This window comes from Microvirgula sp. AG722, assembly GCF_003269145.1.
In the GTDB taxonomy this organism is placed as follows: Bacteria; Pseudomonadota; Gammaproteobacteria; order Burkholderiales; family Aquaspirillaceae; genus Microvirgula; species Microvirgula aerodenitrificans.
Map to the genome: position 1 here is coordinate 313,087 of NZ_QLTJ01000001.1, position 16,652 is coordinate 329,738.

15 protein-coding genes are annotated in these 16,652 nt (G+C 64.0%); 5 read left to right on the plus strand and 10 right to left on the minus strand.

Features of this window, described 5'->3' with window-relative positions; all coding sequences use genetic code 11:
• Nucleotides 1-30: 30 nt before the first annotated feature.
• Together DFO50_RS01420 and aceK are read right to left on the minus strand one after the other, a co-directional pair.
• On the minus strand, nt 31-681 hold the full coding sequence (locus DFO50_RS01420) for a pseudouridine synthase (RefSeq protein ID WP_107888826.1): 651 nt from the start codon (nt 679-681) through the stop codon (nt 31-33).
• A gap of 74 nt (nt 682-755) precedes the next feature.
• Nucleotides 756-2,567, minus strand: coding sequence for a bifunctional isocitrate dehydrogenase kinase/phosphatase (aceK, locus tag DFO50_RS01425; protein WP_051528643.1), 1,812 nt, complete (start codon nt 2,565-2,567; stop codon nt 756-758).
• Between the two features lie 473 nt (nt 2,568-3,040).
• On the opposite strand from aceK, the gene icd reads away from it, so the two are divergent.
• Nucleotides 3,041-4,285 carry an NADP-dependent isocitrate dehydrogenase gene (icd, locus tag DFO50_RS01430; protein WP_028498114.1) on the plus strand — a complete coding sequence of 415 codons (1,245 nt, stop codon included), beginning with the start codon at nt 3,041-3,043 and terminating at the stop codon, nt 4,283-4,285.
• Nucleotides 4,286-4,364: 79 nt separating this feature from the next.
• On the opposite strand, the gene DFO50_RS01435 is transcribed toward icd, so the two are convergent.
• Complete coding sequence (locus tag DFO50_RS01435) at nt 4,365-5,231, minus strand: DMT family transporter (RefSeq protein ID WP_107888828.1); 867 nt, start codon at nt 5,229-5,231, stop codon at nt 4,365-4,367.
• 119 nt (nt 5,232-5,350) lie between these two features.
• Here DFO50_RS01435 and DFO50_RS01440 point away from each other — a divergent pair, with 119 nt between their 5' ends.
• On the plus strand, nt 5,351-6,733 hold the full coding sequence (locus DFO50_RS01440; RefSeq protein ID WP_028498116.1) for a PLP-dependent aminotransferase family protein: 1,383 nt from the start codon (nt 5,351-5,353) through the stop codon (nt 6,731-6,733).
• A gap of 93 nt (nt 6,734-6,826) precedes the next feature.
• On the opposite strand, the gene DFO50_RS01445 is transcribed toward DFO50_RS01440, so the two are convergent.
• Nucleotides 6,827-7,033: a cold-shock protein gene (locus DFO50_RS01445; protein ID WP_028498117.1), complete on the minus strand. Its 207-nt coding sequence runs from the start codon at nt 7,031-7,033 to the stop codon at nt 6,827-6,829.
• 241 nt (nt 7,034-7,274) lie between these two features.
• Here DFO50_RS01445 and clpS point away from each other — a divergent pair, with 241 nt between their 5' ends.
• Together clpS and clpA are read left to right on the plus strand one after the other, a co-directional pair.
• A complete protein-coding gene (gene clpS, locus DFO50_RS01450) occupies nt 7,275-7,586 on the plus strand; it encodes an ATP-dependent Clp protease adapter ClpS (RefSeq protein ID WP_028498118.1) in 312 nt (103 codons plus the stop codon).
• Nucleotides 7,583-9,892 carry an ATP-dependent Clp protease ATP-binding subunit ClpA gene (gene clpA, locus DFO50_RS01455; RefSeq protein WP_028498119.1) on the plus strand — a complete coding sequence of 770 codons (2,310 nt, stop codon included), beginning with the start codon at nt 7,583-7,585 and terminating at the stop codon, nt 9,890-9,892. Before clpS ends, clpA begins: the two co-directional genes overlap by 4 nt.
• Before the next feature lie 49 nt (nt 9,893-9,941).
• On the opposite strand, the gene DFO50_RS01460 is transcribed toward clpA, so the two are convergent.
• The 6 genes from DFO50_RS01460 to DFO50_RS01485 all read right to left on the minus strand — a co-directional run bounded on the left by DFO50_RS01460 (nt 9,942) and on the right by DFO50_RS01485 (nt 15,277).
• Nucleotides 9,942-10,421, minus strand: a complete 480-nt coding sequence (locus DFO50_RS01460) for a methylated-DNA--[protein]-cysteine S-methyltransferase (RefSeq protein WP_036385189.1) — start codon at nt 10,419-10,421, stop codon at nt 9,942-9,944.
• A gap of 105 nt (nt 10,422-10,526) precedes the next feature.
• Entirely contained in the window at nt 10,527-10,901 is a 375-nt protein-coding gene (gene rplS, locus DFO50_RS01465) for a 50S ribosomal protein L19 (RefSeq protein ID WP_028498121.1), read from the minus strand.
• 2 nt (nt 10,902-10,903) lie between these two features.
• The gene (trmD, locus tag DFO50_RS01470) at nt 10,904-11,671 is read right to left on the minus strand and encodes a tRNA (guanosine(37)-N1)-methyltransferase TrmD (RefSeq protein WP_028498122.1); all 768 of its coding nucleotides are present in this window, start codon (nt 11,669-11,671) and stop codon (nt 10,904-10,906) included.
• Nucleotides 11,671-12,177, minus strand: coding sequence for a ribosome maturation factor RimM (gene rimM, locus DFO50_RS01475; protein WP_199489712.1), 507 nt, complete (start codon nt 12,175-12,177; stop codon nt 11,671-11,673). Before rimM ends, trmD begins: the two co-directional genes overlap by 1 nt.
• A 52-nt stretch (nt 12,178-12,229) precedes the next feature.
• Nucleotides 12,230-12,475 carry a 30S ribosomal protein S16 gene (gene rpsP / locus DFO50_RS01480; protein WP_028498124.1) on the minus strand — a complete coding sequence of 82 codons (246 nt, stop codon included), beginning with the start codon at nt 12,473-12,475 and terminating at the stop codon, nt 12,230-12,232.
• A 93-nt stretch (nt 12,476-12,568) separates the two neighbouring features.
• On the minus strand, nt 12,569-15,277 hold the full coding sequence (locus DFO50_RS01485; RefSeq protein ID WP_028498125.1) for a bifunctional acetate--CoA ligase family protein/GNAT family N-acetyltransferase: 2,709 nt from the start codon (nt 15,275-15,277) through the stop codon (nt 12,569-12,571).
• Nucleotides 15,278-15,709: 432 nt separating this feature from the next.
• On the opposite strand from DFO50_RS01485, the gene nadA reads away from it, so the two are divergent.
• Nucleotides 15,710-16,633, plus strand: coding sequence for a quinolinate synthase NadA (nadA, locus tag DFO50_RS01490; RefSeq protein WP_028498126.1), 924 nt, complete (start codon nt 15,710-15,712; stop codon nt 16,631-16,633).
• The last annotated feature ends 19 nt before the right edge of the window (nt 16,634-16,652 follow it).

A 16,652-nucleotide genomic window follows, 5' to 3' on the forward strand; every position in this document is an offset into this window, starting at 1 on the left:
CGCCGACACGGCGCCCCTCCCCGATTTCCCTCATGCCTTCCCGCGCCGGCGCCAGCCGTCCTGCGCGCGTGGCATCGACGGCCGCTGCCTGTCCGCGGCCGGCTGCAGCCACGCCTGACGCCAGGCCGGCGGCAGGGCCTCCGGGCCGGCCTCGCGCCACGCCCCCGGCAGCAGGCCATCGAGACGCAGCGGCCCGATGGCTGCCCGCACCAGCCGCAATGTCGGCAGCCCGACACTGGCCGTCATCCGCCGCACCTGGCGGTTCTTGCCCTCGCTGATCACGATCTCCAGCCATGCCGTCGGCACCGACAGCCGGTGACGTACCGGCGGCACCCGCTCCCACAGTCCGTCCGGCGTGTCGATCAGCCGCGCCTGGGCTGGCGCGGTCACGAAATCGCCGAGATCCACGCCCGCCCGCAGTGCATCAAGCTGTTCCGCCGACGGCGTGCCTTCCACCTGCGCCCAATAGGCCTTGGGCGATTTGGCGCGCGGATGGGCAATCACATGCTGCAGCGGACCGTGATCTGTCAGCAGCAGCAGACCTTCGCTATCGGTATCCAGCCGCCCTGCCGGATACACGCCGGCCACCGGCACCCACTGGGCCAGTGTCGCGTGCGGCGGGCTCGGGCTGAACTGGCAGATGGTGCCAAACGGTTTGTTGAGCAGGATGAGGCGCGGCATGGACCGGCTCCTTGCAGAAACGGGAGCCGGATTGTAATCGGATTGCACGGGCAGCAAGTGACGGCGCGCGAAGACTACTTGCCGCCTTCAAGCACCGGAACGGCCACCTCGGCACCGGGAGAGACCGTCATCGGCCGCCGCCGGCGCTGGCGACTGAAGCGCATTTCCTCCGGATACGGGAAGAAATCGTCAAGGATGCCCGCCCGGATCCGGTCCTGCTTTTCACGCCAGAACTGCGGCGTCAGCAGATCGCGGTGATAGTGGAGAAAGGTGCGGCGCACCACCGGATCGCCGAGCAGGAAGCGACCGAACTCCTCCGGGAACACGTCGTTGCGGGCAACCGGATACCACGGTTCGGCCGCCATTTCCTGTTCCGGCGTCTGTGCCTCGGGAATGTCCCGGAAGCAGCAGTCGGTCATGTATTCGATTTCGTCGTAGTCGTAGAACACCACCCGCCCGTAGCGGGTCACGCCGAAGTTCTTGAACAGCATGTCGCCGGGGAAAATATTGGCGGTGGCCAGGTCCTTGATCGCATTGCCGTACTCGCGCACCGCTTCGATTTTCTGCTCGTCGGCCGCCTCGTCGAGGTAGATGTTCAGCGGCTTCATCCGCCGCTCGATGTACAGGTGCTTGATGATGATCTGGCCGTCGTCCTCTTCCAGCATCGACGGCGCCAGGCGGCGGATTTCGTCCAGCAGCGCCTGGTCGAAGCGCCCGCGCGGAAAGGCCACATTGGAGAACTCCAGCGTGTCGGCCATGCGGCCGACCCGGTCGTGATGCTTGACCAGCAGGTACTTCTGCTTGACCGTCGCCCGGTCGACTTCCTTGGTGCCGCCAAACACGTCCTTGATGATCTTGAACACGTACGGGAACGACGGCAGCACGAACACCAGCATGACCAGCCCGCGAATGCCCGGCGCCACGACAAAATGGTCGTCCGAGTACTGCAGGTGGTGCATGAAGTCGCGATAGAAGATGTTCTTGCCCTGCTTGCCGAGGCCCAGCATGGTGTACAGCTCGGCCGACGACTTCATCGGCAGCATGCTGCGCAGGAAGCGCACATAGGCCGACGGTACTGCCATGTCGACCAGGAAATAGGCACGGCTGAAGCTGAACAGGATGCCGATCCGCCAGACCTCGAGCAGGATGGTATCGAGGTACAGCAGTCCGTCGTCATCATGACGCACCGGGATCGCGAACGGCCAGCTCTGCCCGCCGTTGATGACCTTGCCGATGATGTAACCGCTCTTGTTGCGGTAGAACGCCGAGTACAGTACCTGGATCTGGTAGTTGGCTTCGAGTCGCGGCCACTGGCCGCCAAGGAAGTCCTTCGCCATCCGCAGCAGGCAGACAATGTCATGGCGCAGGTCGGCAAACGGCCGCTGCCAGCCGAAATCGGCGACGATGCGCTCGATGGTGGCACGGATGCCCGCCGCTGCCGGATAGTAGCTGCGGTAGGTCGGCGGGTCGGATTCGAGATACTCCGTGCTGATCGCCGGCCGGACAAAAATGAAGTCGTTGTTGAAGTAATCGCGATGCAGCACGCGGCAGAACACCGAGTTGAAGAAGGTCTCGGCCAGTTCCGGCTGGCGATGGTTGGTCAGCAGGCCGATATAGTTGAATTTCGCCTGCTGCCAGATATCGTCGTCGAGCAGATCGGCATGAAACTCGGTGCGCAGCCGCTGGATGGTCTCCTCGACCCGGTCGTCGTAGAACTGGATCCGGTCGCGGATGCCCTGCTGCATGCCGGCCCAGTCGCCTTCCTCGAACCAGGCGCGCGAACGGGCCGAACTGGCACGAAACAGGCTGTAATGCTTGTCGAAACCGTCCACCAGTGCCTGCGCGATGTCGCGGGCAACCGGATTGCTCTCCTCGGGGATGCGCATGTTCGCCTTCTCTGCCCGCCGTGCGGGGCCTGCTGTCGGATAATGACCGTGGCCGGCGGGGCGCCGCCGCGGCCCGGCTTGTGCGCCGTGTCATGGGCCGGAACGCCGCCGTCATGCCGGTGTTTTCCTGCATGGTCGGGCATTTGTCGGACAGCGGCAAGCCGTCAACATGGCGCGATATTGCATCGCAACACCGCTGTTTTTCGCCGGTTGACGCCCGGCTTTTCGGATACAGACAAAGCACGGGCGCGCCTCTAGCAACCGCTCGCTTTTTTTCGGATAATGATGCTCGACGAAGAGAAGCCGAAAATAACGAAAAGATGTAAAAAACCGACTGCGGCGCTCGCCCGTTTCCTTCCGTATCCGGCCCGCGCCTGCCATTTCTCCTTCTCTGGCATTCCGTCCGTCCCGCCGAAGCCCTCCCCTGCGGCGGGGTCACTTGTCATAACCGTTCAACAAAAGATGGAGCAGGCATGAGCACGTCCCACATTCAGGTGCCACAAGGCGGTCAGAAAATCATCGCGGGTCAAGCGATCCCGAACAACCCGATCATCCCGTTCATCGAGGGTGACGGCATCGGCATCGACATCACCCCGGTGATGAAGAAGGTCGTCGACGCCGCAGTGAAGAAGGCCTATGCCGGCCAGAAGCAGATCCACTGGATGGAAATCTACGCCGGCGAGAAGTCGACCCGCGTCTACGGCGGCGACGTCTGGCTGCCGGAAGAGACCATGGCCGCCCTGCGTGACTACGTGATCTCGATCAAGGGCCCGATGACCACGCCGGTTGGCGGCGGCATCCGCTCGCTGAACGTGGCACTGCGCCAGGAACTCGACCTGTACACCTGCCTGCGCCCGGTGCGCTACTTCACCGGCGTGCCCTCGCCGCTGAAGCGCCCGGACCTGACCGACATGGTGATCTTCCGTGAGAACACCGAAGACATCTACGCCGGCATCGAGTGGGAAGCCGAAAGCGACAGCGCGAAGAAGATCATCGCCTTCCTGCAGAACGAAATGGGCGTGAAGAAGATCCGTTTCCCGGAAACTTCGGGCATCGGCATCAAGCCGGTGTCGCGTCAGGGCACCGAGCGCCTGGTGCGCAAGGCCATCCAGTACGCGATCGACAACGGCAAGCCGTCGGTGACCATCGTGCACAAGGGCAACATCATGAAGTACACCGAAGGTGGCTTCCGTGACTGGGCCTACGCACTGGCACAAAAGGAATTCGGCGCCAAGCCGATCGACGGCGGCCCGTGGTGCTCGTTCAAGAACCCGAAGACCGGCGGCGACATCATCGTCAAGGACGCGATCGCTGATGCGTTCCTGCAACAGATCCTGCTGCGTCCGGCCGAATACAGCGTGATCGCCACGCTGAACCTGAACGGCGACTACGTGTCCGACGCGCTGGCCGCACAGGTTGGCGGCATCGGCATCGCCCCGGGCGCCAACCTGTCCGACGCCGTGGCCATGTTCGAAGCCACCCACGGTACGGCACCGAAGTACGCCGGCCAGGACAAGGTGAACCCGGGTTCGCTGATCCTGTCGGCCGAAATGATGCTGCGCCACATGGGCTGGACCGAAGCCGCCGACCTGATCATCAAGTCGATGGAAGCCGCCATTGGCGACAAGGTCGTGACCTATGACTTCGCCCGCCAGATGGAAGGCGCGCAGGAAGTGTCTTGCTCGGCCTTCGGCGACGCGATGATCGCCCGCATGTAATACCGACGGCCGGCAACTGCCGGCCGGCCCGGACAGACGCGCCCTCTCATGAGGGCGCGTTTTCGTTTCCGGGCCCCTGTCAGGCCGCTGCGAACTTTCGCGCGCCCATCACGCAGGCCACGGCACCGAGCGTCACCATCAGCATCGCCCAGCTGACTGCCTCGTGCAGCAGCAGCGCGGCCAGCGCGAGACCGAAGAACGGCTGCAGCAACTGCAACTGGCCGACCGCCGCAATGCCGCCCTGCGCCAGGCCGCGATACCAGAACACGAAACCGATCAGCATGCTGAACAGGGCAACGTAGCCGAGCCCGAGCCAGGCCGGCACGCCAACCGCGTCCAGCGATGCCGGCAGCGTCCACGCGGTCATCGGCAGCATGACCGGCAGCGACAGGACCAGCGCCCAGCTGATGACCTGCCAGCCCCCGAGCCGGCGCGAGAGCCGCGCACCCTCGGCATAGCCCAGACCGCACACCCCAATCGCCGCCAGCATCAGCATGTCGCCCGGCAGCGATGCCGCAATGCCGCCCAGCAGCGCATAGCCGATGACAAAGGCACTGCCGAGCATCGAGAACAGCCAGAAGGCCGGCCGGGGACGCTCGCCACCGCGCAGCACGCCAAAGATCGCCGTGCACAGTGGCAGCAGCCCCACGAAGACCATCGAGTGCGCGGACGTCACGTGCTGCAGCGCCAGCGCGGTCAGCAGCGGAAAGCCGACCACGCAGCCCAGCGCCACCAGCACCAGCGAGGGCACATCGCCTGCCGCCGGGCGACGCTGCCGCAGGACCAGCAGCAGCGCCAGCCCGAGCAGGGCGGCGATGCTCGCCCGGGCACAGGTCAGGAACACCGGATCGAGATCCCTGACCGCGACCCGCGTCGCCGGCAATGAGCCGGCAAAAATCACCACCCCGATAAACCCGTTTATCCAGCCACTCGTCGTCTTGTCCACAGCCCGCCCCTTTCAGATTGGGCTCAAGTAGAGCATGGGGCTGCCGGCTTACCCAGATACAATCCAGTACAATTCAAAAGAACTGTTATCCCACAGCAAGCAATACAGTCAGGAATGAAATGACGCCACACAGCACCCGGATCGATGTCGTCATGCACGCGATCCGGACCGGCATCGCCTCCCGCACCTACCTGCCGGGAATGCGGTTGCCTTCCGTCCGGGCGCAGGCAAAGGCCATGCAGCTTTCGGTCTCGACCGTCGTCGAAGCCTATGAGCGCCTTGCGGCCGAAGGCATCATCTGCCCGCGGCCGGGCTCGGGATTCTATGTCACCGGGCCGGCGGCCCCGCTGGCGCTGGCGGAGATCGAACCCAGACAGGACAGGGATGTCGATCCGCTGTGGATTTCGCGGCAATCGCTTGAAACGGATGCCGGCATACTGAAGCCCGGCTGCGGCTGGCTTCCCGCCTCGTGGATGTACGAAGCGGGAATGCGCCGCGCGCTGCGGGCCATGGCGCGCGCCGACACGGTGGAGCTTGCGGAATATGCCACGCCGCCCGGCCTGCCGGCGCTGCGCCTGTTCCTCGCCCGGCGGCTGGCCGCCACCGGCATCGACGTCCCCGCCGAGCAGATCATGCTGACCGAATCCGGGACCCATGCCATCGACCTGATCTGCCGCTTTCTGCTGGAACCGGGCGACACCGTACTGGTCGACGACCCCTGCTACTTCAATTTCCGCGCCTTGCTGAAAGCGCACCGGGTCAAGGTCGTCGGCGTGCCGTACACGCCGGCCGGGCCGGATGTCGAGGCCTTCGGCGCCGCCCTGCAGGCGCACTCGCCCCGGCTCTACATCACCAACTCCGGCATCCACAACCCTACCGGCGCCACGCTCACGGCAGTCACGGCGCACCGGCTGCTGAAGCTGGCCGACCATTCGGACCTGGTGATCGTCGAGGATGACATCTTTGCCGATCTCGAAACCAGCCCGGCACCGAGACTGGCGGCCTTCGACGGGCTCGGCCGCGTGATCCATATCGGCAGCTTCTCCAAGACCATCTCGGCTTCGTTGCGCTGCGGCTACATTGCAGCGCGGGCAGACTGGATCGACGGCCTGACCGACCTCAGGATCGCCACCAGCTTCAGTGGCGGACGGCTGGCCGCCAACATCCTGCTGGCGGCGCTGACCGACAGCGGCTACCGCAAGCACATGGATACGGTGCGGCTGCGGCTGGCGGAAGCCATGGACCAGACCCTTCCACGGCTCGAAGCGCTCGGCATCACGCCCTGGCACGTTCCCCGGTCCGGCATGTTCCTCTGGTGCCGGCTGCCGGCCGGCGCCGAGGCGCCCGCCGTGGCCCGTGCCTGCCTGCAGGAGCAGATGGTGCTGGCACCGGGCAACGCATTCAGTCACTCGCCGGATGCCGGTCGCTACCTGCGCTTCAATGTGGCACAGTCGATGGATGGCCGGGTCTTCGAGGTACTGGCACGGGCACTGCGCGGATAGCGGGCTGCGCGTGCGCTCACGGTGGCCGGCACCGGGCGCAGGGCAACAAAAAAGCCCTGCAGCGACGCAGGGCTTTCTACATTCACCAACGACTCAGGAAGCGGCCTGGATATTGCTGGCCTGCTTGCCCTTCGGACCCTGGTTGACCTCGAAGGAGACGCGCTGGCCTTCCTTCAGGGTCTTGAACCCGTTCATGTTGATGGCCGAGAAGTGGGCGAACAGATCTTCCCCACCGTCATCCGGCGTAATGAAACCGAAACCCTTGGCGTCGTTGAACCACTTTACGGTACCAGTTGCCATCTGAAACGTTTCCTTGCTTATATGTTGCCTAACCGGGTGACGCACCCATTTACGTGTGTCATTCGAAGCCAGACATGACGGCGTTGCACGGCGTCAAGCCGATCGCTTCATCGACCACCGCTAAACTTTCTACGCGAGTACGATGTTACCGTCAAGCCATATTGCATAACTTCATCAGCGCTTGAAAAAGGTCCCCGGCGGGACAAAATTGAAAGCATAGTGCTGTGAGAAAGTCCGTCGTATGCCTAACCAGCACCAACCCGGCACAGAGCTGGCTCCCGAGCGGACCCGCCTTGCGCCTCCGCCCATGTACAAAGTGGTTTTGCTCAACGACGATTTCACGCCAATGGATTTCGTGATAATCGTACTGGAGCGCTTTTTTCATATGGACCGGGAACATGCGACCCAAGTCATGCTCAAAGTGCATACAGAAGGTCGCGGTGTGTGCGGCGTCTACAGCAAGGATGTCGCCAGTACCAAAGTGGTCCAGGTAACGGAATACGCCAAGGTGCACCAGCACCCGCTACAGTGCGTGATGGAGGAAAACCAATGATCGCCCAAGAACTCGAAGTCAGCCTCCACATGGCGTTCATGGAGGCGCGCCAGAAACGGCACGAGCTGATCAGCGTCGAGCACCTGCTGCTCGCCATGCTCGACAACCCGTCGGCCGCGGAAGTGTTGCGCGCATGCAATGCGAACATCGACCAGTTGCGTCGGCAGCTGGCCGAGTTCATCGACCAGCACACCCCGACCGTTCCCGGTACCGAGGACGTCGAAACCCAGCCCACGCTGGGCTTCCAGCGCGTGATCCAGCGCGCCATCCTGCATGTCCAGAGTTCCGGCAAGAAGGAAGTGACCGGCGCGAACATCCTGGTCGCCATCTTTGGCGAGAAGGACTCGCACGCGGTGTATTTCCTGCACCAGCAGAACATCAGCCGTCTCGACGTGGTCAACTACATCTCGCACGGCATCACCAAGAACAAGAGCAGCGACGCCACGCCGGCACGCGGCGCCGCCGCGCCTGCCCCCGAGGGCGAAGCCGAGCAGGAAGCCGAAGCGACCGCAGCCGGCGGCGCGCTGGAAAACTACACCCAGAACCTGAACCAGCTGGCCCAGGCCGGCAAGGTCGACCCGCTGATTGGCCGCGACCACGAGCTTGAGCGCGTGATCCAGATCCTGTGCCGCCGGCGCAAGAACAACCCGCTGCTGGTCGGCGAGGCCGGTGTCGGCAAGACCGCCATCGCCGAGGGGCTGGCCCGCCGCATCGTCAGGGGCGAAGTGCCGGACGTGCTGTCGCAAGCCACGGTGTACTCGCTGGACATGGGCGCGCTGCTGGCCGGCACCAAGTACCGCGGCGACTTCGAGCAGCGGCTGAAGGCAGTGATCAAGCAGCTGGCGGACGACCCGCACGCGATCCTGTTCATCGACGAAATCCATACGCTGATCGGCGCCGGTGCGGCCTCCGGCGGCACGCTCGATGCATCCAATCTGCTGAAGCCGGCGCTGTCGAACGGCAGCATGCGTTGCATCGGCGCCACGACCTACACCGAGTATCGCGGCATCTTCGAGAAGGACAATGCGCTGTCGCGCCGCTTCCAGAAGATCGACGTGGTCGAGCCGACGGTCGAGCAGACCATCCAGATCCTCAAGGGGCTGAAGTCACGCTTCGAGTCGCACCACGGCGTCAAGTACACCGTGGCGGCCCTGACGTCGGCGGCGGAGCTGGCGGCGCGCTACATCACCGACCGCCACCTGCCCGACAAGGCGATCGACGTGATCGACGAGGCCGGCGCTGCGCAGAAGATCCTGCCGAAATCCCGGCAGAAAAAGGTGATTTCCAAGCACGAGATCGAGGAAATCATCTCCAAGATCGCCCGCATCCCGGCCAAGACGGTCTCGAACGACGACCGCAATGCCCTGCGGACCCTCGACCGCGACCTGAAGAACGTCGTGTTCGGTCAGGACCAGGCCATCGATGCGCTGGCTGCGGCCATCAAGATGTCGCGCTCCGGACTCGGCAACCCGCAAAAGCCGATCGGTTCGTTCCTGTTCAGCGGCCCGACCGGTGTCGGCAAGACCGAGGTCGCGCGTCAGCTTGCCTACACACTGGGCATCGAGCTGATCCGCTTCGACATGTCCGAATACATGGAGCGCCATGCAGTCAGCCGACTGATCGGCGCCCCGCCGGGCTATGTCGGCTTCGAGCAGGGCGGCCTGATGACCGAGGCCATCAGCAAGCACCCGTACTCGGTGCTGCTGCTGGACGAAATCGAAAAGGCGCACCCGGACATCTTCAACGTGCTGCTGCAGGTGATGGACCACGGCACGCTGACCGACAACAACGGGCGCAAGGCCGATTTCCGCAACGTGATCATCATCCTGACCACCAATGCCGGCGCGGAAAACCTGAGCAAGGGCAGCATCGGCTTCACGTCGACCAAGGCGGCCGGTGACGAAATGGCCGATATCAAGCGCCTGTTCACGCCGGAGTTCCGCAACCGGCTGGATGCGATCATTTCGTTCAAGACGCTGAACGAGGACATCATCCTGCAGGTGGTGGACAAGTTCCTGATCCAGCTCGAAGCGCAACTGGCGGAGAAGAAGGTGGAAGTTCACTTCACCGAGCCGCTGAAGAAGCATCTGGCCAGCAAGGGCTTCGATCCGCTGATGGGCGCGCGGCCGATGGCGCGCCTGATCCAGGACACCATCCGCAAGGTGCTGGCCGACGAGCTGCTGTTCGGTCGCCTGGCCGACGGCGGCAGCGTCACCGTCGATCTCGACCAGGAGGGCGGCGTGGTGCTGCTGTTCGACGAACCGGAAACGAAGAAACCGCAACCGGCCCCGGCGGCAGCAATCTGATCGATCCTGCAGTGCAACAGAAAACGCCCGGCAAGCCGGGCGTTTTCGTTCACGACACCAGTGGCAGCAGATAGCCTTCATGGCCAAGCAGCCACAACTTGATGTCGAGCCGCTCGCCGTCCTGGCGATGATCGAAGCCGCCGAGCCCGCGCGCGGCCAGCACGCGATGACAGGGCACCAGCAGCGGCAGCGGGTTGCTGCCGCACGCCTGGCCGACCGCCCGCGCACTCGACCCCAGCTGCACCGCCAGCTCGCCGTAGCGCAGCACGCGGCCGGCCGGAATGGCCACCAGCGCCGCCCATACCCGCTGCTGGAACGGCGTGCCACCGCGCCGTTGCGGAACGCTGAACGTTGCTGACGGGTCGCTGAAGTAGTGTTCCAGCTCATGGCAGACCTGGATGGCCAGTTCGCCCCGTGGCGGCTGCACGGCGGTCGGCGCCGGCAGGAAATCGAGCCCGGTCAGCACGGCGCCATCGTCACGGATGCCGAGCCGGCCGCCCCAGGGAGCGGGTATCACGGCGCTGTACATGCAGGCCTCCTTCTCGCTGTGCATGGTCTGGACAAACAAAAAGCGCGAACTGAGTTCGCGCTTTTTGTTCGCTGCATCGCCATCGACGGATCGACGGCGCCGGCATTACGCCGCCGGTTGCACGCGCTTGGTCAGCTTTTCCTTGATGCGAGCCGACTTGCCCGAACGTTCGCGCAGGTAGTACAGCTTTGCACGGCGGACATCACCACGACGCTTGACGTCAACGGCGACGACCAGCGGCGAGTAGGTCTGGAACGTACGTTCCACGCCTTCGCCCGACGAGATCTTGCGCACGGTGAACGCGCTGTTCAGACCGCGGTTACGCTTGGCAATGACCACACCCTCGAACGCTTGCAGACGTTCGCGGTTGCCTTCCTTGACCTTCACTTGCACCACAACGGTGTCACCCGGGCCGAAGGCGGGAATGGTTTTGTCGAGGCGGGCGATTTCTTCCTGCTCGAGTTGCTGAATCAGATTCATGGTTAACTCCTGTTGTTTTCCGGGGCTTGTTCCTGCTGGTACTGAGCCAGCAGCCGAGCCTCCTGTTTACTGAGCTGCTTGTTCGCCATCAGGTCGGGCCGTCTTTCGAGGGTCCGCCCCAGCGACATTTTCAGTCGCCATTTGGCGATTTCGGCATGGTTGCCCGAAAGCAACACATCCGGTACGCGCTGGCCGTCGTATTCCTCGGGCCGCGTGTAGTGCGGACAATCGAGCAGTCCGGTCGCGAACGAGTCCTGCTCGGCGGATTGCGCGTCGTTCAGCACGCCGGGCAATCTGCGCACGATCGAATCGATCAGCACCATGGCGGGGAGTTCCCCGCCGGACAGTACGTAATCGCCGATCGAGATTTCCTCGTCGATTTCGCGTTGAATCAAGCGCTCGTCCACACCTTCGTAGCGACCGCACAGCAGCACGATACCCGGCGTCGCCGCCAGTTCGCACACTCTGGCATCCGTCAGCGGCCGGCCTTGCGGAGACAGGTAGATGACCCTGGGCCGCTCGACCCCCAATGCCTGCTGTCGCCGCCGCGCGGCATCGAGCGCCTGCGCCAGCGGGTCCACCAGCATGACCATGCCGGGCCCACCGCCATACGGACGGTCATCGACCGTCTTGTAATTGTCGGTGGCGTAGTCGCGCGGGTTCCAGGCCTGAAAGCCCCAGATGCCCTGCTCGACTGCCCGTCGCGTCACACCGTGCTGCGTCACCGCGTCGAACATCGGCGGAAACAGCGTGACGACATCGATCTGCATCAGTAGTCGCGTTCCCAGTCCACTGTCAGGCGCTTGCCCGGCAGGTCGACATCAAGAACATAGACGCCGACAAACGGAATCAGGTGCTTGGTATCGGTGTCGCGGACGACGATGACGGCGGACGCACCGGTCTCGAACAGGCTTTCGACCTGCCCGAGCGACTCGCCAGCCCGGTTGAACACCGCCAGACCGACCAGGTCGTTCCAGTAGTATTCGCCGTCGGCGGGTGCAGGCAACTGCGCCCGCGGCACGGCCACCTGACAGCCGCGCAGGCCAAAGGCCACATCGCGGTCGTCAACGCCTTCGAGCTTGGCGGTAATGCCCTTGTTCTGGGCTGCGCCTTCCTCGAGGCGGTATTCGCGCCACTCGCCGTTACGTCCCAGCCACCAGACCGGGTAGTCGAACAGGCTGTCATCGAACTCGGTGTCGGCATGCACGCGCAACCAGCCGCGAATGCCGAAAACGCCGGAGACATACCCCATGACGACCAGATCTTGTGTATCCACTAATGCCGAACCTTGCTGCAATTCAATTCAATTCGAAATCAGGTTGCCTGAATCAGGCAGCCTTTTGTTGCTGGAGCAGCTTGGCGACAGCATCGCTCACTTGGGCGCCGACGCTGGTCCAGTGGTTCAGACGGTCCAGGTTCAGACGCACGCGTTCGGTGCCTTCGGTCGCGACCGGGTTGTAGAAACCCACGCGCTCGATGAAACGGCCGTCGCGGCGATTACGCGAGTCGGTAACGACCACATTGTAAAACGGACGGTCTTTGGCACCGCCACGGGCAAGACGAATCACAACCATTGAGTTGCCTCTTTCTAAAAAACCGGGTGAACGTGAAACAGCGGATTTTACTGGGTTTTTCCGCTCAGAGGCAAGCAGAAGACGTACGTGTCGTCAAGCGGTGGCTTTGGCCTTGCTGGCCTCGTCCAGCTGGACCGTGCACAGGGTCAGGGCACGATCCTCGGGATGCGGCTCGATCTTGAAGCCCAGCTTGTGCATCAGCTTCAGCATGCCCTTGTTGCTGGCAAGCACTTCGCCATACATGCTCTTGAGGCCCTGCTCGTGCGCCGCGGAGAAAATCGCCTGCATCATGATCGGCCCGATCCCGCGCCCCTGCCATGCATCGCCAACCACCAGCGCGAACTCGCAAGTCTCGTTGTCCGACTCGGTAAAGTAGCGCGATACCGCCAGTTGCTCGACTTCGCGCCCCTCGACTTCACGCATCATGACGAAGGCCAGCTCGCGGTCGTAGTCGAGCTGGGTGAAGCGGACCAGCAGCTGCTGCGACAGCTGCTTGATGCTCGACATGTAGCGGTTGTAGCGGCTCTCCTCCGACAGCCCGCGCACGAAGGTCTGCTGCATCTCGGCGTCTTCCGGCCGCATCGGGCGGATGGTGACGATGGTGCCGTCGTTGAGCTTGGCGCTGTGGACGCGGTCGCTCGGATACGGCATCACCGACATGTGCGAGTAGCGGCGCGCGCGCTTGGCCTTGCGCACCACGACCCGCGCATCGAGCGCGATCACGCCGTTCTCGTCGGCAATCAGCGGATTGACGTCCATTTCGTACAGCTCGGGCAGCTCGCAGACCATTTCCGAGACGCGCAGCAGCACCTGGGTCAGCGCCATCATGTCGATCGGTGGCATGTTCTTGAACGCGCCGAGGATTTTCGACACCCGGGTGCGCGCAATCATCTGCCGCACCAGGTAGTCGTTCAGCGGCGGCAGCGCCAGGCTGGTGTCGTCCAGCACCTCGACGGCAATGCCACCCATGCCGAAGGTCACCACCGGACCGAACGACTCGTCGTGGGTCACGCCAATCATCAGTTCGCGGCCATAGCGCGGGCGGGTCATCGGCTGGACCAGAATGCCGTTGATGACCGCATCCGGCCGGTTCAGCCGCGCACGCTGCAGGATGGCATCGAACATTGCCCGCACGGCCGCTTCGGTGCGCAGGTTCAGCTCCACGCCACCGACATCGGACTTGTAGATGATGTCCAGCGAGTCGATCTTCAGCACCACCGGATAGCCGAGTGCCTGCGCATGAGCGACGGCCTCGTCGGAATCGTGCGCCAGTCGCGCCTCGTTGACCGGGATGTTGAATGCGGCCAGTACCGCTTTCGACTGCTGTTCGGACAGCACGGTGCGGCCTTCGGCCAGCGCTTCCTGGATGATCTTGCGCGCCCGGTTCGGGTGGGTCGGCACTTGTGCCACGTATTCGAGCGGCCCCGGCGTCTGCATCAGCAGCTGCTGGTTGCGGTGGAAGGTCGCCAGCGCGCGGAACACCTCGACGGCGAACTCCGGCGCGTGGAAGTGCACGATGCGGTTCTGCACGAACAGCGCACGGCTTTCCGCCACCTTGGTGTCGCCGAGCCAGCACAGGAACAGCGGCTTGTGGATTTCTTTCTGCAGTCCGACCATCAGCTGGGCGGTGGCAAAGTGATCGGTACCGATCTGCGGTGTCAGGATGGTCAGCACGCCGTCGACGCCGGGGTCGTCCAGACAGGCCTTGACCGCCGTGCGGTAGCGGGCCGGGCTGGCGTCACCGATGATGTCGACCGGATTGCGCCGCGACCAGTTGACCGGCAGCACATCGTTCAGCAGCTTGATGGTGTCCTCGGACAGCGTGGCCAGTTCGACATGATTGGCGCGCGCGCTGTCGGCGGCGAGAATCCCCGGCCCGATGCCGTTGGTCACGATGGCCAGCCGGCCACCCTGCACCCGGTAATTGGCCGCCAGCACCCGCGCGGCGGTGAACAGCTGGGCGATGGTGTTGACCCGCAGCACGCCGGCCCGTTCCAGTGCGATGTCATAGACATCCTCGCTGGCGACCAGATGGCTGGAATGGGTGACGCCGGTCAGCGGCGCATCGTCGCGCCGCGACTTGATGACCACCACCGGCTTGGTACGCGCGGCCATGCGCAGCGCGCTCATGAAGCGGCGGGCGTCATGCAGGTGATGGACGTGCAGCAGGATGCCCTGGGTCTGCGGGTCCACCACCAGATAATCGAGGATTTCACCGAAGTCGAGGTCGACGCTGTCGCCCATCGAGATCACGCTGGTAAAGCCGATGCCCTTGGCGTCGGCCCAGTCGAGCATTGCCGCGCACAGCGCCGACGAATGCGACACCAGCGCCAGGTTGCCGCTGCGGACGCGTCCGGAATAGTTGCTGGCGTTCAGGCCGATGACCGGCCGCATCAGACCGAGCATGTTCGGGCCGAGCACGCGGATGCCGTAATGGCGGGCAATCGACACCGCCTCCTGCATCACTTCGCTGGACAGCGGGTCGGCGTCGGCGAACTCCTTGGCCAGCAGCACCGCCTTGACGCCTTTCTTGCCACAGTCCTTCATGATGCCCGGCCAGCTGCGCACCGCCGTGGTCACCACGGCCAGGTCGACCGGTCCCTCTATCGAGCGCACCGAACTGACGGCGGCCATGCCGCCGACCACGCGGTGGTTGAGGTTGACCGGATACAGCTTGCCCTTGAACCCGCCGGCCATCAGGTTTGTGAATACCGCCTGCCCCACCGAACCCGGCGTTTCGCTGGCCCCGATGACGGCAATGTGTTTGGGAGAGAGCAGTGGCGTGAGGTAGTGCGGCTTCATGGTGATCCTGATAGGCGGACTTGCGTTATGGGGCTCAACAGTTTCAGTGGCGTCGGGCGCCTGCCCGGCTGATTGAAAGGATCGTGAGTGTGGCGGCCTGCCTGTTTGTCCAACACTCGCCGCGTCCGGACAGGGCCTGGGCCCCGGTATCCGGACGGATGACGAACATGCACAATGCCAGCCGCCGCGACATCATGCCAGAGCATCATTACTGCAATATGGCCTGACAGCGCTTGCGCGCCGTCAATTGTCCGGCGCCCGTTCATGCATATGGGCTGCAGCGCTGTGGTTTTTTTGATAATGTTTTCCGGTTTTGTCCGTCCGGACGGCCGTGCATGGGCGCTGGCGGCGAACGTCCGCCCGGCCAGACGGTCTGACTTCTGCATTCGATTCACTAGCTGCCGGCGCCTGCGCCGGCCGGAGAGTAGCACCATGACCCGCGTTGTCACGCTGGCACACTATTACACCCAGCCCGAAGTCCAGCAGATGGCGGACAAGGTCGGCGACAGCCTGGAGCTGTCGCTGTACGCCCGTGACGCCGAAGCCGACATCATCGTGTTCGCCGGTGTCCGCTTCATGGCCGAAACCGCCAAGATCCTGAACCCCGGCGCGACCGTGATCCTGCCGGACAGCGGCTCGACCTGTTCGCTGGTCACCCAGACCGATGTCGGTGCCCTGGCGGCCTGGCGCGCGCGCTACCCGGACCACGTGCACGTGTCGTACATCAACTCGTCGGCCGAGCACAAGGCGCTGTCCGACTGGATCGTCACCAGCCGCAACGTCGACGACATCATCGCCGACCTGTACAGCCAGGGCAAAAAGGTCATTTTCTCGCCGGACCGCAATATGGGCGCCTACCTGAACTTCCAGTACGGCTACGACATGCCGCTGTGGAGTGCGGTGTGCGAGGTGCACGACAAGTTCAACGAAGCGGCGCTCGACGAGGCGTTTGCCGCCATCGACGGCAAGGGCACCCGCTTCCTGATCGCCCACCCGGAAAGCCCGCTGCCGGTGCTCAAGCGCGCCGACTACATCGGCTCGACCTCCGGCATGCTGAACTGGGTCAGGGATTACGCCGGCGACCCGTCCGCCGTGCTGTTCGTCGCCACCGAGGACGGCATTCTGTACAACATGCATCAGGCGCGCCCCGATCTGGACCTGCGCCAGGCGCCGATCTATACCGGCTGTCAGTGCAACTCCTGTCCGTACATGAAACTGAACACGGTTGACGCCGTGCGCCGCGCGCAGGCGGGCGCCGGCACGGTCATCGATTACCTGACGCCGGCACAGATGGATGCCGCCCGTCTGCCGATCGAACGCATGCTCGAATTCAGCCAGCAGCGCTACCGCGCCTGATACAGGTCATGGCGGCGCG

Coding starts and splice junctions, on each gene's coding strand:
- DFO50_RS01420 (WP_107888826.1), bottom strand. CDS start 681: ATGCCGCGCCTCATCCTGCTCAACAAACCGTTTGGCACCATCTGCCAG.
- aceK (WP_051528643.1), bottom strand. CDS start 2,567: ATGCGCATCCCCGAGGAGAGCAATCCGGTTGCCCGCGACATCGCGCAG.
- icd (WP_028498114.1), top strand. CDS start 3,041: ATGAGCACGTCCCACATTCAGGTGCCACAAGGCGGTCAGAAAATCATC.
- DFO50_RS01440 (WP_028498116.1), top strand. CDS start 5,351: ATGACGCCACACAGCACCCGGATCGATGTCGTCATGCACGCGATCCGG.
- DFO50_RS01445 (WP_028498117.1), bottom strand. CDS start 7,033: ATGGCAACTGGTACCGTAAAGTGGTTCAACGACGCCAAGGGTTTCGGT.
- clpS (WP_028498118.1), top strand. CDS start 7,275: ATGCCTAACCAGCACCAACCCGGCACAGAGCTGGCTCCCGAGCGGACC.
- clpA (WP_028498119.1), top strand. CDS start 7,583: ATGATCGCCCAAGAACTCGAAGTCAGCCTCCACATGGCGTTCATGGAG.
- DFO50_RS01460 (WP_036385189.1), bottom strand. CDS start 10,421: ATGTACAGCGCCGTGATACCCGCTCCCTGGGGCGGCCGGCTCGGCATC.
- rplS (WP_028498121.1), bottom strand. CDS start 10,901: ATGAATCTGATTCAGCAACTCGAGCAGGAAGAAATCGCCCGCCTCGAC.
- trmD (WP_028498122.1), bottom strand. CDS start 11,671: ATGCAGATCGATGTCGTCACGCTGTTTCCGCCGATGTTCGACGCGGTG.
- rpsP (WP_028498124.1), bottom strand. CDS start 12,475: ATGGTTGTGATTCGTCTTGCCCGTGGCGGTGCCAAAGACCGTCCGTTT.
- DFO50_RS01485 (WP_028498125.1), bottom strand. CDS start 15,277: ATGAAGCCGCACTACCTCACGCCACTGCTCTCTCCCAAACACATTGCC.
- nadA (WP_028498126.1), top strand. CDS start 15,710: ATGACCCGCGTTGTCACGCTGGCACACTATTACACCCAGCCCGAAGTC.